This is a genomic window from Nonomuraea monospora (genome assembly GCF_039531895.1).
In the GTDB taxonomy this organism is placed as follows: Bacteria; Actinomycetota; Actinomycetes; order Streptosporangiales; family Streptosporangiaceae; genus Nonomuraea; species Nonomuraea monospora.
On the sequence record NZ_BAAAQX010000065.1, the window covers coordinates 1 to 26,636 of the forward strand.

Consider the following 26,636-nt stretch of genomic DNA (forward strand, 5'->3'; position numbering starts at 1 on the left):
GAGCCCGGTGGGCGGTAGAGGAGTCCTTCCAGGCCGCCAAGGGGCAGGTCGGCCTGGACCACTACCAGGTGCGCGGCTGGACGGCCTGGCACCGTCACATCACCCTGGCTCTGCTCGCCCTGGCCGTGTTGACAGCCATCGCCGCCGCCCAGCCACCCAGCACCGCCGACGACCGCATCCCGCTGACCCTGCCCGAGATCCGCCGGCTGCTCGCCGCACTCGTGCTGACCCGGCACCGCTCCATCACGGATCTTCTGCGCTGGTCAGACTGGCGCCGACGCCACCAGGCCACCGCCCGGCACTGCCACTACCAGCGCAGATCCGAACCATGATCGCGAAGTGTCACTGGAGTACTAGATCGCTGATGTGAAATTCGGTGATCGGCTGCGGGCGTGACGAAGGGCGTCCATGGTCGGTGTGTGAAGACTGACTTGGACGCCCTTCTGACCGCACTCTACGTGCATCTGGACGATCACGTGATGCCTTCGCAGGGCCGGCCTCGCGGGCGGGGCCGGCCGCCGGTGCTGACCCCGGCCGAGGCGGTGGTCGTGGCAGTGGCGCAAGTGCTGCTGCGGTGTGACGACGAACGCCGCTGGATGCGGATGGCGGCCGGCCGGATCGGGCATCTGTTCCCCAGACTGCCGTCCCAGTCGCAGTACAACCGGCAACTGCGTGCGCTGGGACCGGCCATGTCGGCGGCGGCGTTGTGGCTGGCACGCCAGGTCCCGACCTGGCACGAGCCTTTACGACTTATGGACGGCACTGCGCCTGCCGACAATTACATCCGTCCAGGTCATGACTCTGCGAGGGCTTTGCTTGGCGTACGCGAGCGCCGGCCCCCCGGGAGACGAAAGCGCGTACGGCAGGATGATCCGCTGTGCTCCTTCGCTTGGCCTATCTGACCATCACGAACGCCTTTGCCGCGCTGCGGTTGCTGCCCATGAGCGATCGGGACAAAGACGTGGAGATCCTCATCCTGCGTCACCAGATCACCGTCCTGGAACGCCAACTCGGTGCCGACACCAAAGCGAGATTCGCACCCGAAGACCGGGCTTTTCTGTCCGCTCTCCTGACCCCGCTGCCCCGCGAGGCTCTCTACCGGCTGCGACTCCTCGTCCGCCCGGACACCGTCCTGCGCTGGCACCGCGATCTGATGAAACGGCGCCATGCCCGCACCTGCCGGCCGAAGCGGCCCGGGCGCCCACCCACGGTCCGCTCCATCCGCGCCCTCATTCTGCGCCTGGTCCGGGAGAACCCGGGCTGGGGCTATCGGCGCATTCACGGAGAGCTCACCACGCTGGGCGTCAAGGTCGCACCATCCACGGTCTGGGAGATCCTCAAGCAAGAGGGGCTCGATCCGGCGCCCGAGCGAGCGTCCACCACCTGGGCGTACTTCCTGCGCTCGCAAGCCAATGCCCTGCTGGCTTGCGACTTCCTCGAGACCATCACCCTGAACGGACAGCGCCAGTACATCCTGGCCGTCATCGAGCACACCACCAGGCGCATTCGGGTGCTCGGCACTACCGCGCACCCGAGTGCCGACTGGGTCACCCAGGCGATCAGGAACCTGGTGATGGACCTGGACGATGCGGGCTGCCGGGCACGCTATCTGATCCGAGACAGGGATGGGAAGTTCCCCGCCCTCATGGATGAGATCCTCGCTGAAGCCGGCATCAAGACCGTGCTCACCGGCATCCGAATGCCGCGCATGAACCCCATCATGGAGCGGTGGGTGCAGTCGTGCCGTCACGAGGTCCTCGACCGCTGCCTCGTATGGAACGAACACCACCTGCGGCACGCCCTACGCGAGTACGAACACTTCCACAACCACCATCGAGCCCACCAAGCCCTGGACCAAGCGGCGCCGCTGCGTACCGTCCCCGATCCGATCACAGATCCAGCGCGAATCACCGACCTAAAGATACGCCGACGAGCCCGGCTCGGCGGTGTCCTCCACGAATACTCACATGCCGCTTGACCTGCATGGATCGAATTTTCGGCAGGCGCAATGTCGGCAGCGGCCCCGATGAGCACCGTCGCGACGCCCATCAGCAGCAGGGAGCCGACCAGCACGGGCTTGCGCCCGATCTTGTCACCGAGGTAGCCGCCGAGCGGCCGCACCGCGAACCCGATGCCCAAGGTCGCGAACGACAGCAGCGTTCCCGACAGGGGGTCGCTGGCAGGGAAGAAGACGTCGTTGAAGGAACGATCCGGGCGTGACCTCGGTGAAGTCGTCGGCGAGCGGGTTCTCGCTCCTGAAGAAGGGGCAGTTCTGCTCCCTCCGTGACGCGGAGATGTACAGGGCGCCGTTCACCTCCCGCACATCGGGCGCGTAGTCGAACGGCGGCAGCTTCTCCGTCGGCCGGTAGCTCCACGCGACCAGATCGGCCGAATGCCAGAAGCCCCGCGACATCGAGGCGAACAGGTAATACCGGCCTCGGAACAGCACGACGGACGGATCGGCGGCTTCCCGCTGAATGCCGTGCTCCAGGTCGGCCAGCCGAGTCTCCTGGTAGCGGTAGGCGAGATCGACCGGGTTGCAGATGACATGCTTCACGGGCGCCATCAAGCCTCAGTCCACTCGCGATCGACCAGCGGTTGCCACTTGTTGCCACCTCTCGCCGCCACCTCTCCCTGCCGCACCACTGCCCGACCTCGCGGGCCGTGCCTTGTCAGGCCTCGGACATTTCAGTGTTCGACGGGAGCATCATGGCGACGCGCTCGACTCCGCGCCTGCCGATGAAAGGACCGGGCCTTCCTCGCCGCGCTCCTGACGTCGCTGCCGCGCGAGGTCCTGCGCCGGCTGCGGCTCGCTGTCCTCGGAGGCTGGGCCGCTGGTGCCGGTGCACACATCAACGCGCGCTCAAGGGCGGCCCGCAACGGGGGCGGCAGAGTCGCGTGATCGGGGGGAGAGCTCAAGCGCAGCCTCGATCTCGCTCGACGTAGCCGCCCAGCCCAGAAGGCGGAAGGTCGCCAGGGTCGCCTGGTGGGCCTGCTGATCGGCGGCGGCGCAGGCGTCCGAGGCGATGATCGTCCGGTAGCCCAGGTTCACGGCATCGCGAGCGCTTCCCTCGACGGTGACGTTGGTCGCCACACCCGTCACGATCAGGTTTCGAACTCCGCGGGTGCGTAGCAGCAGGTCGAGCTCAGTGCCCAAGAAGGCGGAGGTCCTGGCGTGGCTGAGGATCGGCTCCCCTGCCGAAGGGGCGAACTCCGAGATGATCTCCGCGCCGGGGCTTCCTTCTTGCAGGGACTGTGTCTCCGCGACTCGTTCGAAGAGGGCGCAGTTGCTGATCAGATCCGGGTAACCGGGCCGGTACGCGGCGCGAGCATGGGCGACCATCACCCCGCGTGAGCGTGCGAAAGCGAGGAGCTCAGTTCCGTGACCGATGACGTCTCCGTCCTCGATCTCGTCCGCGAAGGAGGCGCCGAAGGCGCCGGAACGCTGGACGATGTCATGCTGCCAGTGCACGTTGAGCAGTGCTGTCGATCGCGGGTCGAGCGATGGAAGCGTGTTGACGTCGTCAGTCATTGAAAGCTCCGTTGCGGTTGATGGCCGTTGATGGTCCCCGGCCGGCCGCAGGCCCATCCTGGCCGCTGCCTTCATCGATCATGGAGATTTAACGATCTTTGCCCGCGATGCGGTTGCGCAATTTCACATTACGGATGATGGCGGAACCCTACTTTCCGCAGGCCGGGAGGCGCAAGGGGCGCGGGACGTTGATCGCTGAGTCCACGCGATGTCGATGCCGCGGCTCGCGACGGCATGTGCCAGCACGGGGTGGCAGCCGGTAGGGTGCGAGCCATGACGGGTCTCGGGGCGCCCAATGGTGTGCAGGTGATCGCACGTGCGGCCCAGTTGCTGAGGGTCCTGGAAGTCGAGCCGCTCGGGTTGAGCCTGACGGAACTGGCTGACCGGGTCGCTCTGCCGCGCTCGACGGTGCATCGCATCGTCGCCGCCCTGATCGCCGAAGGATTCCTGGCGGCGGGCACCCTGCCGGGTCAGGTGGTGATCGGACCGGTCTTCGCGCGGATGGCCACGGCCGCGACTACCGAGCTGTGGCGACCTGTCGAGCCGTACATGCGGCTCCTTGCCGAGCAACTCGGAGAGACCGTCGACTGTGCGGTCAAGGACGGCAGCCGGGTGCGCGTGATCCACGTGATCCCGACGACGTCGCACACCCTGCGCGCGATCGCCGAGACGGGTCAGACCTTCCCCTTGCACTGCAGTGCGAAGGGGAAGGCCTTATTGGCCGCCCACAGCGCGGAGGCGGCGCTCGACATGCTGCCCTCGAAGCTGGAACGACTTACGCCGAACACCCTCACGGACCGTGAGGAACTGGCGAGAAATCTCTCCGAGGTCCGGTCGACTGGCGTGGCCTACAGCCGCGAAGAGTCGGCGGTCGGTGTCAGTTGCGCGGCGATCGCGCTTTGGTCCGCTGCCAGGGTTCCCCTGGCCGTCTCCGTCGTCGTGCCATCGCAGCGGTTCGACCTCATCGAAACGAAGGTCACCGAGGCCTTGCTGGCCGTCCGGCGAGATGCCGGATCGAGCCTCTCTTCCGTGTCTGACGCACTCTGACCGACGGGATCGGGGCGGGGTCTCCGACCCATCCGAGTGCGGCGTGATCAGCCTGCCCGATGGGCGGTCGCCGGCGGTGCAGAAGCGCCGATGCAGACGTCTCGACCTGCGCTGATGTTCTGAAGGCCGACGGCGAGACCGTCGGTCGATGACGCATGCGACTATTGACACTGCCCACGATGCAGTCTAGAAATTCCGTAATGCGGGCAGCATGGCGTCCATCACACCTGTGACGACGCGGGTCCGCAGGGATTCAACGATCACGCCACTGAGAGAGGGCCATGACTCACGTCGAGAGGGATGACGAACACGCCGTACGTGCTGAGCTGATGGGGTGTGTCGGAAAGGTTCGAGATGTCCTCATGCGTACTGCGAGCGAGTCCGAGGAGGCCAGGTATCTCGTCCCCGAGGCCGTCGAAGCGCTGACCGATGTGGGGCTGCTCAAGATGAGGCCGGTCCGGGAGCTCGGCGGTACCGAGGCCTCACCCGCGACACAGATGCTGGTCCTCGCGGCGATCGCCGAGATCGACGTGTCGACCGCCTGGAACGTCATGGTCAACAACAACAGCACCGGTTTCATGAGCGCGTTCCTCAGCGACGAGGGCGTCCAGGAGGTCTTCGCGGACGGCGTTCCCATCGCCGCCGGAGTGACGCCCGCGACGGGTCGCGCTCGCAAGGTCGAGGGCGGCTATATCTTCGACGGCCGGTGGAAGACCTGCAGCGGCGTCCGTCAGGCATCGTGGGTTCGCCTGTGCGGCGCGCTCGACGACGGTTCAGGCCGAACCGTCCACGGGGTCCTCCCGAAGGCCCATGTCGAGATCCACGACACCTGGCATGTCCTCGGCCTGCGCGGGACCGGCAGCTATGACGTGTCGCTCACCGAGTACTTCGTGCCCGACCACCGGATCGTGCCGACCGAGACACGTCTCAGGGGCGGCCCGCAGTACCGGCTGGGCGGCGTCGCGAAAGCGGCCTACGAGCACACCGGGATCGCGCTCGGCATCGGCCGGCGGTCGCTGCGCGAGCTCGCGGCGCTTGCGGACCGGCGGGGCCGGCCCGACCACGTCATCACCGACCTCGGGCGCCTGACCATGGCTCTCGATGCCGCCGAGGCGCTCGCGGTGTCCGTGCAGGAGCACGCCTACGAGGTACTGAGCGACGACGCGGCGGACGTGACCCGGCCCGGGATGGAAGGGCTGGCCGCCGCGACTCACGTCACCGAGGTCGCCCTGGACTGTGCGCACACGGCCTACCGCCACGCGGGCACGTCGGGCCTGTATCTGCCGAATTCGTTCGAGCGCCTCCTGCGGGACGTCCTCGCCGCAGGACAGCACATCGCGGTCTCGCCCGGGAACTACCGCCTGCTCGGCTCGTGCCTCGTCGCCCACGGCGACGCGGCCTGAGCGAGAGGGGAGAAGGAAGGAACGACATGGCGATCGAGCTCGACGACGCGGCAACGTCGGCCGCTGACCCCACGGCGCTGCGTGGCGTCTACGGACAGTTCCCGACCGGAGTCATGGCGATGTGCGCGATGCACGACGGCGACCCTGTCGGCTTCGCCGTGAGCTCCTTCAACACGATCTCGATCGAGCCACCGCTGGTCGCGGTATGCGTGCAGCAGGGCTCATCGACCTGGCCTCTTCTGGCGGCGAGCCCGCGGATCGGTCTGTCGGTCCTCGCCGCGAACCAGAAGGAGCTGTGCCGCAATCTGGCCCGCCGCGGCCGGTTCGACCGTCTCAGCGGCGCCGGCTGGTCCGCCACCCCGCAGGGTGCGGTCCTCATCGCCGACGCGGCCGGCTGGCTGGAGTGCAACATCCACGACATCGCGACGTACGGCGACCACGAGCTTGTGGTCCTGCGTGTCCGGCGGCATCGCAGGAACGACGAAGTCGCGCCTCTGGTCTTCCACGCCAGCGGCTTCCGCGGTCTCGTCGCCTGACACCTGATGCCCGAGAAAGGAATCGCTCGACGATGACAAGTATGACCGGGAAGGTCGTCCTGATCTCCGGGGCGGGCAGCGGCATCGGTCGCGCCACAGCGGTGCGGTTCGCCGAAGCCGGCGCCCATGTCGGTATTACCGATCTAGACGAGAAGTCCCTGGATGAGACCGCGCGGCTGGTCGGCCCCGGCCTGGCGGCGGCAGTGTCGGGGGACATCGCCGATCCGGCCACGATCGACGAGCTCGCGACCACCGCAGTCGAACGGTTCGGTCGTGTCGACGGGCTCGTCAACAACGTCGGCATCCTGATCCCACAGTCGCTGATGGAAACCACCGTCGCCGACTTCGACAGAATCATGCACGTCAACTGCCTCTCTCAACTGCTGACGATCCAACGCATCGTGCCCGAGATGCGGAAGTCCGGGGCAGGGTCGATCGTCAACGTCTCCTCTATCGGAGGCCTCGTCGCGCTTCCCGGCGTGGGCGTGTACGGGGCGTCGAAGTCCGCGGTGATCGGGCTGACGCGATCGGCCGCGGCCGAGCTCGCCCCCGGCATTCGTGTCAACGCGATCTGCCCGGGCGGTGTCGACACCGCCATGGCGGCCGGGCACATCGCCAGCTTCGAGGACCGCGACGAAGCGATCAGCCTGCTCACCGGCCGTCAGATGATCCCGCGCCTCGCCCGGCCGGAGGAGATCGCCAACGTCGCGGTCTTCCTGGTGAGCGATGAAGCCTCGTTCATGACCGGTGCCGTGGTGCCGGTCGAGGCAGGGCACTCCGCATGGTGACGGCGACGGACGCGACGACGGCTCCGAGGCTGTCGATCAGGAACGCGTCGAAGACCTTCGGGCGCGTCCGCGTACTGCACGAGGTCGCTCTCGATGTCCTTCCGGGCGAGATCCACGGACTCGTCGGCCAGAACGGCTCCGGCAAGTCCACGCTCATCAAACTGCTGTCAGGCGTGTACGCGCCGGACGCCGGAGCCGACGTACGCATCGACGGTGCCGCTGTCCCCATGCCGGCGTCGGCCCGCGAGCTGCAGAAGCACGGCATCGCCTTCGTGCACCAGGACCTGGGCCTCGACCTGGACGCCAGCGTGGTCCAGAACGTTCGGATCGGTCACTACGAGGCGGGTCGGTTCACGCGCCGGATCCGCTGGCGTGCCGAGGCGACCCACGCGGCACGAGCCCTCGCCACGTTGGGCGCGACCTCGATCAACCCGTACGCGACGGTCCGCACCCTCAGGCATGCCGAGCGGGCCAGCGTGGCGATCGCCCGTGCGCTTCAGGGCATCGCGCTGGGCACCGGTCTCATCGTTCTCGACGAGTCGACGCAGTCTCTCCCGCGCGACATCCTGCGCGAGCTGTACGCCCAGGTGCGTGCGATCGCGGCATCAGGAACCTCCGTGCTCATGGTCAGTCACCGGCTCGATGAAATTCTCGCCCTCTGCTCCAAGGTCACCGTGCTCGAGGACGGGCGGGCCACCGTCGTCGGCGAATCGACCGAAGGGCTGAGCGAGGCCGATCTCACCCGGCTCATTCTGGGCAAGTCCGCCTCGGCGTACCTGGGAGGGCAGAGTCTCAAGACAGAGAGCGCGCGGCGCGGCAAGGAAGCACTCGCGGCCTTGGAGCTGGCGGGCTCCGGTCTCAAGGGTGCCTCGTTCCAGGTGTTCGCCGGTGAGGTCGTCGGCGTCATCGGAACGAGCGACTCCGCCTACGACGTGCTTCCCTACGTCCTGGCCGGTTCCTTGAGCGCGTCGGAGGGGGCCCTCCGGATCGATGGGGTCGAGCTGGCATTGCGCTCGCTGACCCCCGCCACGGTGACGAGGTCCGGCCTGTGCCTGGTGCCCGGCAGCCGCCTCGGCCAGGGCTTGGCCGCGGACATGACCGCTCTGGAGAACCTCACACTCCCGCGGCTGCACGCGAAGGGCGGTCGGTTCGCGCTCCGGCGGGGCTGGCAGCTGAGCGAGTTCGCCGACGCCATCCGGTCGCTGGGTCTCTCACCGCCCAGCCCCGATCTGCGCCTGGGCGCCTTCAGCGGCGGCAACCAGCAGAAGCTCCTCCTGGCCAAGTGGCTGGGAAACAAGCCTCGTGTCCTGGTGGTGCACGAGCCGACGCAGGCCGTCGATGTCGGTGCCAGGCAACAGATCCTGCTCGAGCTCCGCCGGCAAGCCTCGCAAGGGGTCGCTGTCCTCGTGTCCTCGCTGGAGACCACCGACCTCGCCACCGTCTGCGACCGCGTGCTCGTCATGCAAGACGGCCGGGTCGTGCACGAACTGACCGACGCGGACGTCGAGCCGCACACCATCATCGATGCGGTTTACACCGGTATCAGCTCGGAGATCGCCCATGCCACAGCGTGAGAGCGAGAGCTCCGCCATCGCCGTCGAAGCGCCGGAGCCGCCGGCCTTCACCTCACCGCGACTGGTCAGCGTGGGCTCGATCAGCGGCAGGTTCGCCGTCGTCGGCATGTGGGTTCTCCTCACCGCCTTCTACATGCTTTTGCGACCTGCGGCCTTCCTGCAGCCGGGAACGTACAGGGCGATCTTCGGATCGCAGCAGGGACAGGCACTGATCTTCCTGGGGCTCGCGCTGATCGTCGTCTTCGTCGTCGGCGAGTTCGACCTCTCCATTGCCTCGAACCTCGGCCTGGCGGCGACGGTCGTCCCCGTCCTGAACGTCCTCCACGGGTGGCCGGTCGCCGCCGCGGTGGCGGTGGCGGTGGTGGCCTCGGTCGTCGTCGGCGTCGTCAACGGGCTCATCGTCGTCAAATTGCAGATCAACCCCATCGTCGTCACCCTCGGCATGGCGACGTTGCTCCTCGGGATCGCGCTGCTCATCTCACATGCGAACACCATCAGCGGGATCAGCGCCGGCGCGGCGGCAGTCACGAACACGACGGTGCTCGGGCTGCCGCTCGGGTTCTACTACGCGCTCGCCGCATCGATCGTGGGCTTCTACGTTCTCACGTTCACCCCGCTCGGCCAGCACCTGCGGTTCATCGGTTCGAACCCCGAGGTCGCCCGCCTCGCGGGCATCCCGGTCAGCACCCTCCGCATCGGCGCCTACGCGGCGTCGGGTCTGCTGTGCGGTGTCGGCGGCGTACTCCTCGTGCTGGGCCTCGGGAGCTACGACCCCTCCAGTTCGGGCGCGTTCCTCCTCCCCACGTTCTCGGCGGTGTTCCTCGGGACGGCGATCGTGCAACCCGGCCGGTTCAACCCGCTGGGAATGGTCATCGCCGTCTACTTCCTGCAGACGGGCATCCTCGGGCTCCAGATTCTCGGGTTCACGGGCTGGGTCAGCGATGTCTTCTACGGCGCCGCGCTGATGCTCGCCGTCACCGTTTCGACGCTGGTGCTCCGTCGGTCCCAGCAGGGCTGACGGGCGCCACGTCCGCACTCTCGCAGTGCGCCGGTCACCAACGAAAGGATCACAGTGATGTCCACAAAAAGCGGTGGTGGACGCGCGGCCCTCGCCTCGACGGGGATCGCCGTCGCGCTCATCGTCGCCGGTTGCGGGTCCTCCGACACCGGTGCCGCCGAAGCCGCCGGCGACACGGCAGGTGTCACGCACGCCGAGCAGCAGATCGCGAAGTACAGCCAGGTCATCGACGGGTATGTCCCGACCGAGAAGCTCAGCGACCCCGCGGCGCTGAAGGGCAAGAAGGTCATGTACATCCCCGCCGTGGCCTCGGTCCCCTTCTTCGTCACCAGTTGGAAGGCGCTCAAAGCCGCGTTCACGGCCGCCGGGGTCCAGGCGGACATCTGCGACGCAGAGGCCAACCCCGCCACGATGTCGGCCTGCCTCGACCAGGCCACCAACGGGGGCTACTCGGGGATCGTCGTCGACTCGATCTCTCCGGCGATCGCGCAGCAGTCGTACCAGAAGGCGCTGAACGCCGGAATCCCTGTCGTGCTGGGCACGCTCCCGCTCCCTGAGGGCTCCCCGTCCACCGTGGTGACGGTCGGACCGGAGCCCAAGCTTCCCGTGCAGTTGGCGGCCGACGCCATCATCGCCGGCTCCAAGGGCAAGGCGAACGTCGTCGGCGTCGAGATCACGGACAGCGATTCGACGAAGTCGCGGTACGAGGGCGGCATGGAGGAGTTCAAGACCTACTGCCCGGGCTGCCAGGTCACGACCGTCGAGACGAAGTCCGCGGACATGCAGCAACTGCCGTCGAAGGTCAGCGCCGCGATCCTCGCCCATCCCGGTGTCAACTACCTCATGCCCGAGTTCTCGAACGTCGCCGACGCCACAACCCAGGGCGCGATCGACGCCGGCATGGGCCACATCCCCGCATCGACCGCCGCCACGACGCTGAGCGACCTCCAGAACCTGGCGGCCAAGAAGAGCCTGTTCGCGACGGTCGGCTGGGACGTCGTACGCACCAGCTGGAACGAGGCGGACGTGCTGCTTCGCCTCATGATCGGCCAGAAGGTCGATGCCACGAAGTACCTCTCCCCGGTGCGGGTCTTCAACGCCGGCAACGTGGGTTCGCTCGACGTCAGCCAGGCCGGTTGGGACAACAGCAGCTGGTTCGGCGGAGACGATTACCAGGCCGAGTACCGCGCACTCTGGCAGTAGTTCGTACGGCGTGGCCGCATGACCGATGGAGCCAGGAAAGGCATGAGCGACCATGAGATCGTGGTGGCGAGCTTACGCGGGCGCTTGCGAACCGCGTCCGCAGGAGATCATGATGGCGGGCCGCACCGACCCGGCCGAGGCGATCGTCCGAGCCGGTCGTGCAGGCACGATCGGGTTCGCCACCGCGACCGCCCGCACGGTGCCGGCGCCGACCGGGCAGCCCGGCTCACCGCTCGCAGATGATCGCCGCGGACGGTCACCGCCGAATCATGAGCCACCCGTGGTGTTCAGGGCTGAGCGTGTCGGGACCAGTTCCTGCGGGGAGCTTCGCACGAGGGCGTACTCGCGGCCGATCTCGCTTGCCGCGAGCAGGACGAGCGGCAGGTACTCCTCTGTCATCTGCTGGTGCGTGACCTCTGCGGCGATGGCGGCCAAGTTCACGGCGGCGATCACTTCGCCCTGGCCGTCGCGGATCGGTGCCGCGATCGAGCGTACTCCTGGAGACATCTCCTCATGGGTAGCGGCCCATCCCTGCGATCGGATCTCGCGCAGGTCGTCATCGAGGCGTTCGATCGGTTGCTCCCGGAAAGCCGGAACCGAGGAAGCGGACGGCGTCGCCAGAGCGCGGGCGAGGTCGTCCGGCGACAGGGACGAGAGCAACATCTTCCCGAGCGCGGTGCTCCGGGCGGGGAACCGCGTTCCGGCATTGATCGTCGTGGCGACCACCTTCGGAGCAGCGGTGCGTGCCACGTAGATGATGTCCGATCCGTCGAGGTACGCGACCGATGCCGCCTGGTTGGTGGCGACGACCAGCTCCCGCAGATGTGGCTGGGCTATCTCCCAGAGGCCGGCCGAAAGCGTGTAGGCCACGCCGAGTTCGAGGACGCGCGGGGTGAGCAGGAAACCGGCCGGAGTCGATCGTACGTACCCGAGCTGCTCAAGGGTCAGCAGGATCCGACGGGCCGTCGCGCGAGCCAGTGCCGTCTCGCTCGCGATCTCCGTCAGCGACATCGCGCGCCGGTGAGGGCCGAACGCCTTGATGACGTCGAGACCTCGGGCCAGCGCTTCCACGAAGTCGGGGCTGGTCTTGTCGCGCGACATAGAAACCTCTTACTCGTCCGAACATGCCGATGACAACCGTATAGCGCACAACTGTACGACGAATCCCGCCCCGTTGTTTCGCTGGCAAGGAGCCGTCGAAAGCTTGACACGGTAGGAGAGCCCACTTAAGTTCGACCGCACTGCGAACGAAACGCCGCTGTGCGAACAAGAACCGAGGATCAGCGATGGGAAGCATTGACGCCGACGTCATAGTCATCGGTGGAGGACCATCGGGCGCCACCGTGGCCGCGGAGGCCGCGCGTGGCGGGGCACGTGTGATCGTCCTGGAGAAACGAACAGGTGACAGCCCTTCACGCGCCGGTGTCATCCAGCCGCGCGTGCTCGAACTTCTGGACGCGCGCGGTCTGATGGGGCGTTTCCGGCAGGCGGCCCGGGACTGGCGTCCCGACTTCGAGATTCCACGCTACTTCTATGCCGGGCTGACCGGCCTCCGCTACGACCAGCTCGACACGGCTCATCCGTACGCTCTCATCCTCCCGCAGACGACCACCGAGCACCTGCTTCGCGCCTGGGCGGTTGAGTGCGGCGCCGAGGTCCGTCGCGGTGTCACCTACAGCGAGCACCTGCAGGACCCGGAAGGCGTGACGGTGCGCGCACTCGACGGCGACGGCGGCACTCTGGAGTTGCGTGGCCGCTACCTCGTCGGAGCCGACGGCGCACGGAGCCTCGTGCGGCTGCGCGCCGGGATACCGTTCGAGGGCCGCGACAGCGAGATGACGGCCGTCTCCGTGGACGCCGACCTCTCGTTCCCCTGGAAGGCGTCGGTTCACATGCACCGCAACGAGAACGGATGGGTGCTCGCCTACCCGTTCGGCGAGCGGACGACCCGCTTCATCATCGTCGCGGAAGCCCGCCGGAACGTTCCCAGGGACGAGCCGGTGACCATGGACGAGGTCAACGAGAGCCTGCGAGCCATCCTGGGTGAGGACTTCGGGATCACCGGTGCCAAGTGGATCTCGCGCTACGGTGACGCGCACCGCATGGTTCCCCGGTTCGTCGAGGACCGGGTGGCGCTGGTGGGAGAGGCTACCCGGGTCCACTATCCGGCCAGCGGCATCGGAATGAACTACTGCATCCAGGACGCATTCAACCTGGGCTGGAAGCTTGGCTTCGTCGCAGTGGGCGACGCCCCCCGCGAACTCCTGCAGACCTACCACGACGAGCGGCACCCCGTACTCCAGGACGTCATGAACGACGTGGCGACCCAGTGCAAGCTCCACTTCGACTTCACGTCGGCCGGGCTTGAGCTGAAGCGCTTCTTCGAGGCGGAACTCGTGCCGATTCCCGAGGTGAACGCCATCCTCAGGGACCGGCTGAGCGGCTTCAGAACGACCTACCACCGGGGCGCCGATCCCCATGTGGCGGACGGCACGCGGGTACGGCAGTTCGACCTGGGCGAGACCACCTACAACGACGTGGCGGCCCGCAGCGACTTCGTCCTCGTCGAACAGGCCGAGGTTGCTCCGCGTGATCGTGCGGTGAACGGACGCATCACGCGGATCCTCGCCCCAGGCTCCCGGCTCACCGGCTCGCTCAGCGAGGCCGCAGCGGTTCTGATACGCCCGGACGCTTATGTCGCCCGAGCGTGGTCGGTGCCGCCCTCCGACGACGAGATCCAAAAGGCGTACGACGTGTCGACCTGCCGGGGTGTCAGGACCGAGGCACAGCAGGTGACCGGATGAGTGCGGGTGCCGCGCCACCGGCGTTGCTGGTGAAGGGCGGCCGGGTCGTCACGGGCGACGCCGGCCCCGGCACGATCGGGGCGGCCGATGTCCTGATCCGCGACGGGATCATCGCCGAAATCTCCGAAACCATCGAAGCGCCGGAGGCCACGCAGATCGACGCGACGGACCTGCTGGTCATTCCGGGCCTGGTGGACGCCCACAAGCACACCTGGCAGTCAGCGGTCCGGCACCGGTGCACGGCGACGGATCTGATGACCTACTTCGGTGAGATGTTCGGTCGCCTGGGTTCGACGTACACGCCCGACGATGTCTACATCGGCACGCTGCTCGGAGCGTTGGCGGCACTTGAGGCCGGCACGACGACCCTCATGGACTGGTCGCACGTCCAGAACTCGCCCGAGCACAGCGACGCCGCGATCCGTGCCCTCCAGGACGCCGGTCTCCGAGCCGTCTTCGGTCACGGCTGGCCACTCGTGGATCTACCGAGCTGGATCATGGGCAGCAGCCGGAACCACACCGACGACCTTCGACGCATCCGCGAGCAGGTCCTCTCAGACGACAGCGCACTGGTGACACTGGCCCTGGCGGGTCGTGGCCCCGAACTGTCCACGATGGACGTGACCCGCCACGATCTGGCGATGGCACGAGACCTCGGAATCCGGACCTCCATTCACATGGGTTGCGGCAAGGAGTTCGGTGCCGTCGCCGCCATCGCCCAGATGAACGAGGCCGGTCTTCTCGGCCCCGATCTCACCTTCGTCCACTGCAGTGAGAACAGCGACGACGAGCTCCGCATGATGGCGGAGCACGGCGTCAGCGCGGCGGTGGCACCGCAGCACGAGCAGGGATTCCCCGGCATCGGCCATACACCGATCGACCGGCTACGCGGACTTGGCGTCACCACCGGCCTCAGCTCGGACACCGAGGCGTTCGGAGCCGCTGACATGTTCGTTCAGATGAAGGTCGCACTCGCGGCCACCCGTGCCCGGGTCAACGGCGGGGACTCACGATTCGAGGAACGGCCGAGCACCTTCTCCGTGGAGGACGTCTTCCGCATGGCGACACAGTCGGCCGCCGAAACCCTTGGTCTGGGCGAGTCGGTCGGCAGCATCGCGGTCGGCAAGGCAGGAGACGTCGTCCTGCTCCGGACGAGAGACCTCAATCTCCACCCCGTGGTCGAACCGATCGCCGCGGTCGTCAACGCGGCCCACCCAGGGAACGTCGACACCGTGATCGTCGGTGGGAACATCCGGAAACGCGCCGGCCGCCTGGTGGGTGTCGACCACGACCGCGTTCGCGACCTGGCGCAGGAGTCGCAACGACGTGTTCTCCGAGGCTGACCACCGGCCGGCCCCGAACCGATTCGCCGGTGCCGCCGCAACCGTGCGCCCGGCCACCGGCACTCACCTGCCGGTGCGCCCGCAGCCCACCGGCGCGATGACACGCCCCACTTGTGCCCCTGGCAAGAAAGGAATCGCATGACCCTCGACCCCGCCTTCTCCGACTTCCTCGGCTTCCTCAGATCGGTCGGAGCGCCCGGCACGTTCGACGGCGAGCCCGCTGACATGCGGGCCCGGCTGGAGGCCGCGATCCAGGGGGGCTGGGACCCCGAGAGCTTCGCCTCCGTCGCCTCCGAGCACGACGAACTGATCGGTGAGGACGGACTCCGGCTGAAGATCTTCCGTCCCCATGCGCCAGGGCCCGTCCCCACCGTCCTGTACTTTCATCCGGGCGGGTTCATCGTGGGCAGTGCGCATCTCACGCAGGACGTCGCCCGCCGGCTGTGCAACGAGCTGGAAGCGGTCGTCGTGTCCGTCGACTACCGGTTGGCGCCTGAGCATCCGTTCCCTTCGGCGGTGGAGGACGCGGGCGCGGCGCTGGAGTGGGTGCGGCACAACATCTCCGACCTCGGCGGTGCCGCGGGACGCATCGGCCTCGTGGGGGAGAGCTCCGGCGGGAACCTGGCGGTGGTCACTGCACTCCTTGCCGCCCGCCGCGGTGCTCCCCCCGCCGCCGTCCTGGTTGCGTCGCCGGTCACCGACCTCACCGCGTCCTATCCCTCGACGGTCGAGAACGCGTCCGGATACTTCCTCGAGACGGCGGACCTGGAGGTCATCAGCAAGCTGTACGTCAGCGGCGACCGAGCCCTGGCCGCTGACGAGCGAGTGTCGCCCGCGCTCGCCGACGACCTCCACCTGATGCCGCCGACGATCGTCGCCGTCGCCGGCTTCGACCCCCTCCGTGACGACGGGATCGTCTTCGCCGGGAAGCTCCTCCAGCACGGTGTCCCCGCGACCCTGCGGGTGTACCCCGATCTCATTCACCCCTTCTTCGGAATGCCCGGAGTCTCACCCGCGGCCGACCGCGCCGTCAGCGAGCTGACCGAAGCGCTCAGGCGCAGCCTCGGCTGACCCGGGCCGGCACGACAACGCCGGCGCACCATCCAGGCCGGATCCAGGAGCCGCTCATCGCGGTCGCCGCCCGCTCTAAGAAACTGAAGGAGTCATGGCTCATGACCGTCGTCCAGCACTGGATCGCCGGACAGTCCACCACCGGCGAGTCCACCCGCACCGCCCGCGTGTTCAACCCCGCCACCGGCGTCCAGGCACGTGAGGTGCTCCTGGCTGACGACGCGGAGGTCTCGGCAGCGGTTGCCGCCGCCCTGGCAGCTTTCCCCGGGTGGGCGGAGACCTCCCTGACGCGTCGGACGCAGGTCATCTTCGCCTTCCGGGAACTCGTGCGTCGCGATGCGGCCGTGCTCGCACGAATGATCTCCGACGAGCACGGCAAGGTGCTCTCGGACGCGCTCGGGGAGGTGCAGCGCGGTCTCGAGGTCGTGGAGTTCGCCTGCGGGATGCCCTCACTGCTCAAGGGAAGCTACTCCGACCAGGTGTCCACAGGGGTCGACACGTTCTCGTTCCGGGAGCCGCTGGGCGTCTGCGCAGGCATCACGCCGTTCAACTTCCCGGCGATGGTTCCCCTGTGGATGTTCCCCATCGCGATCGCGACCGGGAACACGTTCATCCTCAAGCCGAGTGAGCGGGTTCCGTCTGCCGCCGTGCATCTGGCCAAGCTCTGGAAGGAGGCAGGTCTGCCTGACGGGGTCTTCAACGTCGTCCACGGCGATAGGCCGGCGGTCGATGCGCTCCTGGACTCACCGGACGTCGCCGCCGTCTCGTTCGTCGGCTCGACGCCTGTCGCTCGCTACATCCACGAGCGCGCGTCGGCGCAGGGCAAACGGGTCCAAGCCCTTGGGGGAGCGAAGAACCACGCCGTGGTGCTCCCCGATGCCGATCGGGGCTTCGCCGCCGACCATCTTGTCGCGGCCGCCTACGGCTCCGCCGGTGAGCGATGCATGGCCGTCTCCGCCGCTGTTGCGATCGGCAGTGCGGCGGACGCGCTGGTGGAGGCCGTTGCGGAGCGCGCACGAAAAATCCGCGTCGGCCCCGGGACGGACACAGGTAGCGAGATGGGACCCGTGGTGACCGCGCAGGCACGCGACCGGATCAACAGACTCATCGGCAGCGGAGCAGAACAAGGTGCCGACCTGGTTGTCGACGGCCGTGGCATCGTCGTCGAGGGACACGAGGACGGCTTCTTCGTGGGCCCCACCCTCATCGACGGCGTCCGGACGGACATGGAGGTCTACCGCGAGGAGATCTTCGGCCCGGTACTTTCGGTCGTCAGAACTGACAACCTTTCCGATGCCATCGATCTGATCAACGCGAATCCGTACGGGAACGGCACTGCGCTCTTCACGTCCAGCGGCGCCGCGGCCCGCCGGTTCCAGCGAGGGGTGCACGTCGGGATGATCGGCATCAACGTTCCGGTCCCGGTTCCCTTGGCCTTCTACTCCTTCGGCGGCTGGAAGCACTCGCTCTTCGGCGACAGACATGTTCACGGCGCGGAGGGTGTGTCCTTCTACACCCGCGCGAAGGTCGTCACGTCGCGCTGGCCGGGCGCCCTCGCCGGCCCCACCGGTAGCGGCGCCAGCTTCGACTTCCCGAACAGCGACTGAAGACAGGAAAGGCACATGGACTTCAACGAGACCACAGCGCTGCCCGCAGTGCTCGCGAGCTTCACACGGACAGAGGATCCGCGGCTCCGCGAGATCCTGGAGGCGGTGACCAGGCACCTTCACGAGTTGGTCCGCGAGGTGAGGCCGACCGTCGCCGAGTGGGATGCGGCCATCGGCTTCCTGACGGACGTAGGGCACGCCTGTGACGCCACGCGACAGGAGTTCGTCCTCCTGTCCGACGTGCTCGGAGTGTCGATGCTCGTCGAGACCGTCAACGGCGCGCAGGGTGGAACCGAGAGCACGGTACTCGGGCCGTTCCACATGACGGCCTCCCCCGTGCGTGAGCTCGGTGACTCGATCAACCTGGACGGTGCCGGCCAGCCTTGTGTGGTGACCGGCCATGTCACCGGTCTGGACGGCGAACCGCTGCCACATGCGACGCTCGATGTGTGGCAGTGCAATGCCGAGGGCTTCTACGACGTCCAACAGCCGGAGGCGCAGCCACCGGGGAACGGCCGCGGCTACTTCACCGCGGACGCTGACGGCCGGTTCTGGTTCCGGACGGTGGTGCCGAGTCACTATCCGATCCCGACGGACGGCCCGGTGGGGCGGCTGCTCAATGCGACGGGCCGTCATCCCTACCGTCCGGCACACATCCACGTGATCGCCGACGCGCCGGGGCATCGACCGCTGACGACGCACATGTTCGTCGCGGACAGTCCCTACATCGAGAGTGATGCCGTGTTCGCGGTGAAGAAGAACCTCGTGGTGGACTTCGCGGAAAGCCAGGATGCCGACGAAGCCGCCCGCTGGGGGGTCGCGGCTCCGTTCCGGCGCGCCGGCTTCCTGCTGCGGCTGGTGAGGGACGACGCCCGATGAACGTTCTCCGGTACGAGGCACTGCCCATGCACGTGATCTTCGGGGCAGGAGCGATCACGGAACTCGCAGCTGAGGCCGATCGCCTCCAGTTGCGAAAGGTCCTGGTGCTCTGTACACCGGAGCAGCGAGAGCTGGGTGAGCGGGTCGCGGGGCTCCTGGGTGATCGCGCGGGCGGTGTCTTCGCCGGGGCCCGGATGCACGTCCCGACACAGGCCGTGCGGGAGGCCGAGTCGGCCTTCGCGGAGGCGGGCGCCGACGGATGCGTGGTCGCGGGAGGCGGCTCGACCATTGGGCTGGGCAAAGCCCTGGCGCTGCGGCACGACCTTCCGATCATCGCGTTGCCGACGACGTACGCGGGCTCCGAGATGACCCCGATCTGGGGGCTCACCGAGGCAGAGAGAAAGGTGACAGGGCGGGACCGGCGGGTCCTGCCGCGCTCGGTCGTCTACGACCCGGAGCTCACCTACGGCCTGCCCGTCACCGTCACGGTCAACAGCGGGCTGAACGCCATGGCTCACGCCATCGAAGCGCTCTACGCACCCGACAGCTCGCCTGTCGTCGCAGCCATGGCGGAGCAGGGGCTCCGCGAGTTTCTGTGGGCGCTGCCGATCCTCAAGGAGCAGCCTGCCCACCTGGAAGCCCGCGCCGGTGCGCTCCGCGGCGCCTGGCTCTGCGGCGCATGCCTGGGCGCCACGACAATGGGCTTGCACCACAAACTGTGTCACGTTCTCGGCGGAAGCCTCAACCTGCCCCATGCGGAGACCCACGCGGCCTTGTTGCCGCACGTGGTGGCGTTCAACCTGCCGTTCGCGCCACGCGCGGGCGAGGTCCTGGCCCGCGCGATGGGCCTCAGCAGTCCGGACGAGGTGGCTGTGAAGTTCAGGCTTTTGGTGGATGAGCTCAGTTGGGGACGCACGCTCTCGGACCTCGGCATGTCACACGGCGACATCGACGGGATAGTCGATGAGGTCCTGCGAAGCCCTTACAGTAATCCACGCGAGCCAGGTCGTGATGATCTGATCCGGATTCTCGAGGCGTCGCTGGGACACCCGTCACGTTCCCGGTAGTGCCCTGCCGGGTCGTTACCTGCGTACTACCAGGAGGTCCGCCGCCGCACCGACCATTCTTGGCATGGGTATTTCTGTGCGGAGCGACGCATCGGGCACATTGCGACAGCATTCGACACAAGAGCCACCGACTCATGATCCACAGATCTTGACTATTGCTCCGGATCAGCTCCCGCCGCTCATCGGACAGATCACCGCAGGTACCCCGCCCGACGACCCGGAACGGAATGTCAAGCCTAGCCACTTCTGCCAGGCTCGCGAGTGCGAGTTCGTGCTTGGCAGGCTCAGCTCTCGACGCTTCGAGGGCTGTTCCTTGCCGTCTTCAGCCCTTCGGGCAGAAGACGGCTTCAGCGGCCTGCACGAGAAGCGGGTCCACGGATTCGTCGATGTTGGAGACGGACAAGGTGGCCGAAAGAGCGAACTGCGTGCGGCCGTCGGGCGAGGTGAAGGTAACGGCGTTGAAGCCGGGGGCGCTACCCTTGAACGCGATGATCGCCGGCTGGCCCCCGCATGGCAGCGCAGGCTGTTGCTGGGCGTCCTCGCCCTCGGCTGGCTGCCCGGACGGCTGCGGCGGGGTTGTCGGCGCCCCCATGAGCACTTCCCTCAGTTCCTTGGGCAGCAGCCGGTTCTGGACGAAGGCTCGCTGGAAGGCGCTGATGTCGTGGGCGGTGGAGATGACGCCGCCGGCCGCGTAGCCGTAGCTCATGTTGAGCCGGTCGACGTCGCGCGGCTTGCCGTTCTTGTCGGGGAAGTAGCCGTGGTTGTGCGGGCCCTTGACGGCGCCGGGGAATTTGACGGGCAGGTAGGAGTCGCCCATGCCGACGGGGTCGAAGACACGCTGCTCGAACTCGGCGGCGAGGCTGTGCTCGGTGTACTTCTCGATGATGAGGCCGAGCAGCAGATAGTTGGTGTTGGAGTAGGAGAACTTCTCCCCCGGCTCCTGGGCGCGAGGCAGGGTGCGTGACTTCTTCACCAGTTCGATCGGGGAATAGTAGGTGGTGAAGTCGAAGGTGTCGACCAGCTTGTCGTCGAAGAAGTTCGGGATGCCGGAGGTGTGCTGGACGAGCTGCTGCAAGGTGATCTCGCCGGCCCGTTCCACCTGGTCCTTCTCGGCCACCTCGGGCAGCAGGTCGCTGAGCTTGTCATCCAGGGCCAGCTTGCCCTCCTTGACCAGTTGCAGCACCACCACTCCGGTCATCTGCTTGGTCTGGGAGCCGACGCGGAAGCGCGTGCCGGACGGGATCACACCGCCCTTGCCGTCCAGCAGGCGGGTGCCGGCCGAGCCCTTGTCGACGCGCTTGCCGTCGATGTAGACCTCGCCGATGGCCCCTACGACCTCGGGCGTCTTCGCCAGCGTCTCCAGCGCCTTCTGCACGTCACCCGTACTGGGCCGGATCGCAGCGGGCGCGGCTGCGGCGGGCATGGTGCTCAGCGTCAACGCGGCGCATACCAGTCCAGCGAGGCCTGCTGCTGTCGCACGATTCACGAAAGTCCTTCCTTCAGCTAGTCATCACAGCCCGACAGGTTCCGCCGACCGCGCCGTTCGAGGTCAGGTCTGGACGAGACGGGGCTTCCTCGTTGTTTCCATGCGCGCTCTGCGCCTCCAAGGACACAGCTTGCGTGTCGCTGGGCTGCGGTTGACGACCGAGATCGCCGGGTCCGGTGGCCGGTCGCCGGACCCTGGAACGGTCGTCAGTTCGGGGTCGCCATGCCCGGGCAGCCCTTGTCGATCGTGCCTGTTTCGAAGTACCGCGCCACGTCGGCGGCGCACTCGGGCACGCGGGTGGTCGAGACGTGCATGTCGTCGGCGACCGTGTAGACGGTGCCGCCGACGGTCCGGCGGCTCTGCAGCGCCCAGTCGTAGACGGACATGGATTCGTACAGGTGCCCGGCCAGCACCAGCGACCCCTCGCCCCGCTTCAGTGTGGGCTCCTGCACCGGTAGCGGCCAGCCGGCGCACATGGTCGCCGGCCCGGCGGTCCGGCCGGTCACCGGCAGGCGCTTGCGCAGCTTCTGGTAGGCGCGCCAGGCGGTGTCGAACGCGAGCCGGCTGGCGTCCTCGTTGCACGCGACGGCCAGGTTCATGGTCTGGTTCAGCGTCTCGGGTGCGCCGGGCACGGGCGTCATCGGGGCGCCGAACAGCTCCTTGACGGTGGGCGGGGCGGTGCTGCCGGTCGCCGTGCGCAGCTCGGCCAGCGCCTTGCCGGCGCGCGCCCACTCGGACGAGGTACGCCTGGCCAGGTCGGCCACGGCCGAGCCGTCGAGGGGGCGCTGCAGGTCGGTGAAGGTCCTGGGGTTCTTGTCGAGGGCGCGCACCAGCTTGGTCACCTGGTCGCGTACCTGCCGGGCGGTGGCGCCGAGGCCGTAGGTCTTGTTCCGGCGGGCCAGCCAGGTGGCCATGCGCCCGAAGTTGCGCTCGGCCGCCAGCGCGGTGCCCACGAAGTACTCGTCCATCCGGGCCGACGGTGACGCCGGGCTGTCCAGGAAGGCCCGTCCGCTGCGTGCGGGGAACAGGCTGCGATACACCATGCCCAGGCGGGTGCCCCAGGAGAAGCCGAGCAGGTTGAGCTCGTCCTCGCCCAGCGCGGCCCGTATCAGGTCCAGATCCTTGGCGACGTTGTCAGTGGTGAGTTGTCCGAGGAAGGCGGGGTCGGAGTTGCCGCACTTCTGATTGGCCGCGACCCCCGCCTCGTAGTTCTTGCGGGCCGTCTCCTCGGTCAGCGGGCCGGGCTGTTGCGGGCCCATCTGCCCGGCCGGGCAGGCGACCTTGGTGCTGTAGCCGACCCCGCGGGGGTCCAAGCCGATGAAGTCGTAGCGCTCGGCAAGGCCCGCCATCTCCTCGTTGCGCAGCGCGCCCCGCAGGATGGGGTCCAGGTAGCCGCTGTTGCCCGGCCCGCCCGGCAGGACGGCGATGGCGCCGAGCCGGTGGGCCTGGTCCGTGGCGGCCAGCCGGGTCACCGCGATGTCGATCTGCCGCCCGGCGGGGTCACGATGGTTCAGCGGGACGCTGACCGTCCCGCACTCAAGGCGCTTCATGAGCGTCTTGAAAGCCGTGACCTTGTCCTGCGTCACACCTACGGCGCCAATCACCTCATCGGAGTAGGCCGGGCAGCTCTTCCACTGCACCGGCGACACGTCGAAGCTCGAGCCGGCGTTCGTGGTGGCGCCGGCGGTGACGGGATGGGCCACCAACCCGGCCAGCGTCAGGACCAAGGCCGCCAATGAAGTGCGATATGTCATGTGGGCAACTTCTAGAGCACCGGTTGTTTCCTGACTGTTTCCACCGCGACGCTCGTCGGCGGCGGCTCAACCGAACAGCCTGTCCAGAGCGTCGGTGAACCTGCCCTGTGTGGCGCGCACCAGCCGGTAGTAGACGTAGTAGCTGTGCCGCTCCGGCTCCGCCCAGCCCGCTTCGGCCAGCAGTTTCAGGTGCTTGGAGATGGCCGGCTCGGTGAGCCCGATCAGCCCGGCGAGCTCACGGGTGGAGCGCGATCGCCCGGCCAGGAGTTGCAGGATCTGCAACCGAGTGGGGTGGGCGGCGGCGCGCAGCAGCTTGAGCAACTCCTCCGAAGGGGCCGGCGGTTGCGCCGTGCGCTGCATCGCGTCCAGCGCGTAGGTGATCTGCACGCTCTGCCGATCGCGCCCGGGGTGGAGCTCCCGCCTGCCGCCGATCGTGAGCAGCGGCCAGGCGAAATGGGACGGCACCAGCACAAGACGGTCCTGTTCGGTCAGGTTCATCTCCAAGGGAGCGAAGCCATCGCGAGCGGGCGCCAAGGTGATCGACACCTGCGGCCCCTCCTGGGCGACGCGCAGTTGGGGCGCGAGGCCCTCCAGCATGCTCATCAGACCATCCTGGAATCCGGTTCGGCTGCGCGCGGCGATGTCGGCCAGGAGATACCTCTGAAGGTTCGGCCACTCCCCGGCCATACAGCTCTCCCAGTACGCGCTCAGGAAGTCGGCGAACCGTTGACGGGACCGCTCGGGATCCTCGATGAGCTCCCGCAGCACGCGCACCGAGGCTGGATGGCGTTGCCGCACCGTGTTCTCCGCCCGCTCGCGCAGCACGGGATCGGCGTGCACCTCCTCCAGTCGCACAGGCGCCAATCGCCCGTTCACGGCCAGAGTTTCGGCGAGCAGGTGCTCGGCGTAATGCTCGAGCGGCGCCTCGCGCAGCGCGACCAGTTCCTCAGGCCACGACGACACCTCATCGGGACGCCAGATGTGGGGCAGCGCCAGGGGACGGTACTGACACCAGTAGGCGAACTGGTCAATCTCGTTCCTCAATTCGGCGTCAAGCCGCTCACGGGTGCGCAACGCCCAGGAGATGTGCAGCGGATGCCGTCTGACCGAACCCAGCACGTGCAGGCTGCGCAGCGCCTCAAGAGCTGGTGAGCAGCCGAAGACCACCGCGCCCGCGGCCGACGCGGGCAGGCATACGCGCATGTTCATCGCGCCACTCTAACGGCGTGAGATTCAATTAGCTCTCGCGTTAATCAGTTGGGCAGGGTCGGCATGGTGCCCTACAGTCCCGTCTCGAATGGAATCGGGAAAGGGTATTGCCATGACCGCGAGCCGTAGGATTTTTATTGGTGGAGCGCTCCTGATGGCGCTTGTCACGGCAGGCCAGCCAACCGCGCAGGCGGCAGGAATGACGGTGGAGGGTCCCTCTCAAGCGGACTGGCGCGCTTTTCATGAATACCTCGAGGAGCTGGCCGGTGCCGGAAAGTTCGCCGGCACGGTATTGGTCGCCAAGAATGGCAAGCCGGTACTGAGAAAAGGTTATGGAATGGCCGACGCGGCCAAGAAGAAGGCCAACACGCCGGAGACCAGGTTCAACATCGGTTCCATGGGCAAGATGCTGACCGGCGTCGCGATCGCTCAGCTCGTCCAGCAGGGCAAGGTGTCCTTCCAGGACACGATCGGCAAGTACGTGGACGGGCTTCCGAGCGAGATCGCCGACAAGGTCACCGTCCATCACCTGCTCACTCACACCTCCGGTCTGGGGGAGATCCCCAGTCACGAGGGCCGCGGCGACCTCGACCTCGACGCCCAGCTCAAGGAGATCGCCAAGCAGAAGCTCCAGTTCGAGCCGGGCACGAAGTTCGCTTACAGCAACGCCGGCTTCGCCGTCCTGGGGGCGATCGTCGAGAGTGCCAGCAAGCAGCGCTACGACGCGTACGTGAGCAAGCACATCCTCAAGCCCGCGGGCATGCACGACACCTCCTTCGGCTCCGGCCGCTACACGCCCTCCAAGATCGCGCGCATGGCGCACCCGTACGGGCTGTTCGACGCGAACGGCCAGTACATCGGCATGCAGCAATCGCCCGACGGCTCCCTGCCGGACGGCGAACTGCGCGATGTCGGCGACCAGGCCACCGGGGCCGGGCCGGCGGGTGGCGCCATCTCCACGGCGGGCGACATGCTGAAGTTCACCCAGGCGCTGCGGAAGCACAAGCTCCTCAACGCCACGCTCACCAAGACGGTCACGGAGGGCAAGGTAGAGACGGGCCCGCAGAACAAGTACGCCTACGGTTTCATGGACTGGGCCCGCAACGGCGTGCGCGCCTTCGGCCACAGCGGCGGCACCATGGGGTACGAGGCGATGCTCGACGTCTTCACGGCCAAGGGCTACACCGTGGTCTTCCTCGTCAACCAGGACGGGGTCCTGACGCCGCCGCTCAAGAAGGCCCGCGCCATGATCACGGATTGATCTTTTCCGCGATGAGGGCTGAGCGGCCCACGCCGGCTGACCGAACTCTGAGTTTCGCTCAACTGTGTTGAAGAAAGGATCACATGTCAGAGGGAATGATCGATCGCCGCAAGTTCATCACCCTGGGTTCAGCGACCGCCGCCGGTATGGTGGGGCTCGCGCTGAACCCCGCCGAGGCGCGGGCCGCGTCCGAGGCCGCCACCCGCGCCCGGCATAGCGCGGCTACCTGGGAGAACCTCGTCGAGAAGTCCTCCTTCAACAGCACCACGGCCTTCACTCAGGAATGGAACTACGGCTATCCCTGGGGCGCCTACCACAACGGCGCCGCCAAGATGCTGTCGAGCAAGGTCACGCTGTCCGGTGGGGTCCTGACCCTGACCGCGACCCGGTTGAGCCAGTCCACCGAGCAGAGCCCCAGCGCGCCGAACGCCCCGATCTGGTGGCACTCCGGCACCGTGCACGCCAAAGAGCCGATCGTCATCGACGACCAGTTCCCCGAGTACGACATCGAGGGCGAGTTCCGCACCCAGACCGGCCTGGGTATCTGGCCCGCCTTCTGGACCACCGGCATCTACCCGGACTGGCCGCCGGAGAGCGACATCCTGGAGTACGTCGGCGACTCCACGAACCTCTTCAACACCTGGACCAAGGCGGCCGGCGAGGACGTCCCCGCCGACCGGACAGAGGTCAGCGGCCACGACCCCGGCACCTGGCACAAGTACCGGGTCTGGATGGTGAAGGACGGCGACGACGTCGTCCTCGACTACTACTTCGACGGGGTGTACCAGGCCACGCACGTGGGCGAAGGCTGGGCCGGCATCCCGCAGTACCTGATCATCAACCTGCAGATGGGCTCCTGGGCATCGGGTATCGACGACAGTGACCCTGCCTGGGACCAGCAACCCGGCCCCTCTGGCAACACGACCTTTCAGGCCCGCAACGTGTGGTTCGGCCGGACCCGTAACTACTGATCAGAAGACGACACGCGCCCGCCGGTGAGCCGCACCGGTCGGGCGCGTACGACGGGGCGGGTTCGCGTTTCGCTATGCCAGCC

22 protein-coding genes and 2 pseudogenes are annotated in these 26,636 nt (G+C 67.5%); 18 read left to right on the forward strand and 6 right to left on the reverse strand.

Annotated elements, in window-relative coordinates; all coding sequences use genetic code 11:
- The 3 genes and pseudogenes from ABD331_RS61250 to ABD331_RS58045 form a co-directional block, all read left to right on the forward strand.
- Positions 1–332: pseudogene (locus ABD331_RS61250) on the forward strand (IS701 family transposase); the annotation flags it as partial.
- 87 nt (positions 333–419) lie between these two features.
- A pseudogene (locus tag ABD331_RS58040) lies at positions 420–764 on the forward strand (IS982 family transposase); the annotation flags it as partial.
- 125 nt (positions 765–889) lie between these two features.
- Positions 890–1,978, forward strand: coding sequence for a helix-turn-helix domain-containing protein (locus tag ABD331_RS58045; protein WP_344495724.1), 1,089 nt, complete (start codon positions 890–892; stop codon positions 1,976–1,978).
- 114 nt (positions 1,979–2,092) lie between these two features.
- Here ABD331_RS58045 and ABD331_RS58050 read toward each other — a convergent pair whose 3' ends face one another.
- Positions 2,093–2,557, reverse strand: a complete 465-nt coding sequence (locus ABD331_RS58050) for a glycoside hydrolase family protein (RefSeq protein WP_344495726.1) — start codon at positions 2,555–2,557, stop codon at positions 2,093–2,095.
- 306 nt (positions 2,558–2,863) lie between these two features.
- The gene (locus ABD331_RS58055) at positions 2,864–3,532 is read right to left on the reverse strand and encodes a cysteine hydrolase family protein (RefSeq protein WP_344495728.1); all 669 of its coding nucleotides are present in this window, start codon (positions 3,530–3,532) and stop codon (positions 2,864–2,866) included.
- Between the two features lie 273 nt (positions 3,533–3,805).
- Here ABD331_RS58055 and ABD331_RS58060 point away from each other — a divergent pair, with 273 nt between their 5' ends.
- From ABD331_RS58060 to ABD331_RS58090, 7 genes are all read left to right on the forward strand, one after another.
- Positions 3,806–4,579, forward strand: a complete 774-nt coding sequence (locus ABD331_RS58060; protein WP_344495730.1) for an IclR family transcriptional regulator — start codon at positions 3,806–3,808, stop codon at positions 4,577–4,579.
- A 362-nt stretch (positions 4,580–4,941) separates the two neighbouring features.
- On the forward strand, positions 4,942–5,982 hold the full coding sequence (locus ABD331_RS58065) for an acyl-CoA dehydrogenase family protein (RefSeq protein WP_344495732.1): 1,041 nt from the start codon (positions 4,942–4,944) through the stop codon (positions 5,980–5,982).
- A 26-nt stretch (positions 5,983–6,008) separates the two neighbouring features.
- On the forward strand, positions 6,009–6,518 hold the full coding sequence (locus ABD331_RS58070) for a flavin reductase family protein (protein ID WP_344495734.1): 510 nt from the start codon (positions 6,009–6,011) through the stop codon (positions 6,516–6,518).
- 41 nt (positions 6,519–6,559) lie between these two features.
- A complete protein-coding gene (locus ABD331_RS58075; RefSeq protein WP_344495736.1) occupies positions 6,560–7,306 on the forward strand; it encodes an SDR family NAD(P)-dependent oxidoreductase in 747 nt (248 codons plus the stop codon).
- A complete protein-coding gene (locus ABD331_RS58080) occupies positions 7,300–8,880 on the forward strand; it encodes a sugar ABC transporter ATP-binding protein (RefSeq protein ID WP_344495738.1) in 1,581 nt (526 codons plus the stop codon). Before ABD331_RS58075 ends, ABD331_RS58080 begins: the two co-directional genes overlap by 7 nt.
- Entirely contained in the window at positions 8,867–9,898 is a 1,032-nt protein-coding gene (locus ABD331_RS58085; RefSeq protein ID WP_344495740.1) for an ABC transporter permease, read from the forward strand. Before ABD331_RS58080 ends, ABD331_RS58085 begins: the two co-directional genes overlap by 14 nt.
- Before the next feature lie 57 nt (positions 9,899–9,955).
- The gene (locus tag ABD331_RS58090; RefSeq protein WP_344495742.1) at positions 9,956–11,101 is read left to right on the forward strand and encodes a sugar ABC transporter substrate-binding protein; all 1,146 of its coding nucleotides are present in this window, start codon (positions 9,956–9,958) and stop codon (positions 11,099–11,101) included.
- Positions 11,102–11,368: 267 nt separating this feature from the next.
- On the opposite strand, the gene ABD331_RS58095 is transcribed toward ABD331_RS58090, so the two are convergent.
- On the reverse strand, positions 11,369–12,202 hold the full coding sequence (locus tag ABD331_RS58095) for an IclR family transcriptional regulator domain-containing protein (RefSeq protein WP_344495744.1): 834 nt from the start codon (positions 12,200–12,202) through the stop codon (positions 11,369–11,371).
- Positions 12,203–12,387: 185 nt separating this feature from the next.
- Between ABD331_RS58095 and ABD331_RS58100 the strand changes: the two genes are divergently transcribed.
- The 6 genes from ABD331_RS58100 to ABD331_RS58125 all read left to right on the forward strand — a co-directional run bounded on the left by ABD331_RS58100 (position 12,388) and on the right by ABD331_RS58125 (position 19,872).
- The gene (locus ABD331_RS58100; protein ID WP_344495746.1) at positions 12,388–13,905 is read left to right on the forward strand and encodes an FAD-dependent oxidoreductase; all 1,518 of its coding nucleotides are present in this window, start codon (positions 12,388–12,390) and stop codon (positions 13,903–13,905) included.
- The gene (locus ABD331_RS58105; protein WP_344495748.1) at positions 13,902–15,248 is read left to right on the forward strand and encodes an amidohydrolase family protein; all 1,347 of its coding nucleotides are present in this window, start codon (positions 13,902–13,904) and stop codon (positions 15,246–15,248) included. The genes ABD331_RS58100 and ABD331_RS58105 overlap by 4 nt, the downstream gene beginning before the upstream one ends.
- A 138-nt stretch (positions 15,249–15,386) precedes the next feature.
- The gene (locus ABD331_RS58110; RefSeq protein WP_344495750.1) at positions 15,387–16,319 is read left to right on the forward strand and encodes an alpha/beta hydrolase; all 933 of its coding nucleotides are present in this window, start codon (positions 15,387–15,389) and stop codon (positions 16,317–16,319) included.
- 101 nt (positions 16,320–16,420) lie between these two features.
- Complete coding sequence (locus tag ABD331_RS58115; protein WP_344495752.1) at positions 16,421–17,926, forward strand: CoA-acylating methylmalonate-semialdehyde dehydrogenase; 1,506 nt, start codon at positions 16,421–16,423, stop codon at positions 17,924–17,926.
- A gap of 15 nt (positions 17,927–17,941) precedes the next feature.
- Positions 17,942–18,805, forward strand: a complete 864-nt coding sequence (locus ABD331_RS58120; protein ID WP_344495754.1) for a dioxygenase family protein — start codon at positions 17,942–17,944, stop codon at positions 18,803–18,805.
- Positions 18,802–19,872, forward strand: a complete 1,071-nt coding sequence (locus ABD331_RS58125) for a maleylacetate reductase (RefSeq protein WP_344495756.1) — start codon at positions 18,802–18,804, stop codon at positions 19,870–19,872. Before ABD331_RS58120 ends, ABD331_RS58125 begins: the two co-directional genes overlap by 4 nt.
- A 322-nt stretch (positions 19,873–20,194) precedes the next feature.
- On the opposite strand, the gene ABD331_RS58130 is transcribed toward ABD331_RS58125, so the two are convergent.
- The 3 genes from ABD331_RS58130 to ABD331_RS58140 form a co-directional block, all read right to left on the reverse strand.
- The gene (locus tag ABD331_RS58130) at positions 20,195–21,295 is read right to left on the reverse strand and encodes a serine hydrolase domain-containing protein (protein WP_344495758.1); all 1,101 of its coding nucleotides are present in this window, start codon (positions 21,293–21,295) and stop codon (positions 20,195–20,197) included.
- Between the two features lie 269 nt (positions 21,296–21,564).
- Complete coding sequence (locus ABD331_RS58135) at positions 21,565–23,094, reverse strand: alpha/beta fold hydrolase (RefSeq protein ID WP_344495760.1); 1,530 nt, start codon at positions 23,092–23,094, stop codon at positions 21,565–21,567.
- Between the two features lie 84 nt (positions 23,095–23,178).
- A complete protein-coding gene (locus ABD331_RS58140; RefSeq protein ID WP_344495762.1) occupies positions 23,179–24,315 on the reverse strand; it encodes an ArsR/SmtB family transcription factor in 1,137 nt (378 codons plus the stop codon).
- A 205-nt stretch (positions 24,316–24,520) separates the two neighbouring features.
- Here ABD331_RS58140 and ABD331_RS58145 point away from each other — a divergent pair, with 205 nt between their 5' ends.
- Together ABD331_RS58145 and ABD331_RS58150 are read left to right on the forward strand one after the other, a co-directional pair.
- On the forward strand, positions 24,521–25,582 hold the full coding sequence (locus tag ABD331_RS58145) for a serine hydrolase domain-containing protein (protein ID WP_344495794.1): 1,062 nt from the start codon (positions 24,521–24,523) through the stop codon (positions 25,580–25,582).
- Between the two features lie 83 nt (positions 25,583–25,665).
- A complete protein-coding gene (locus ABD331_RS58150) occupies positions 25,666–26,553 on the forward strand; it encodes a glycoside hydrolase family 16 protein (RefSeq protein ID WP_344495764.1) in 888 nt (295 codons plus the stop codon).
- Positions 26,554–26,636: the final 83 nt, after the last annotated feature.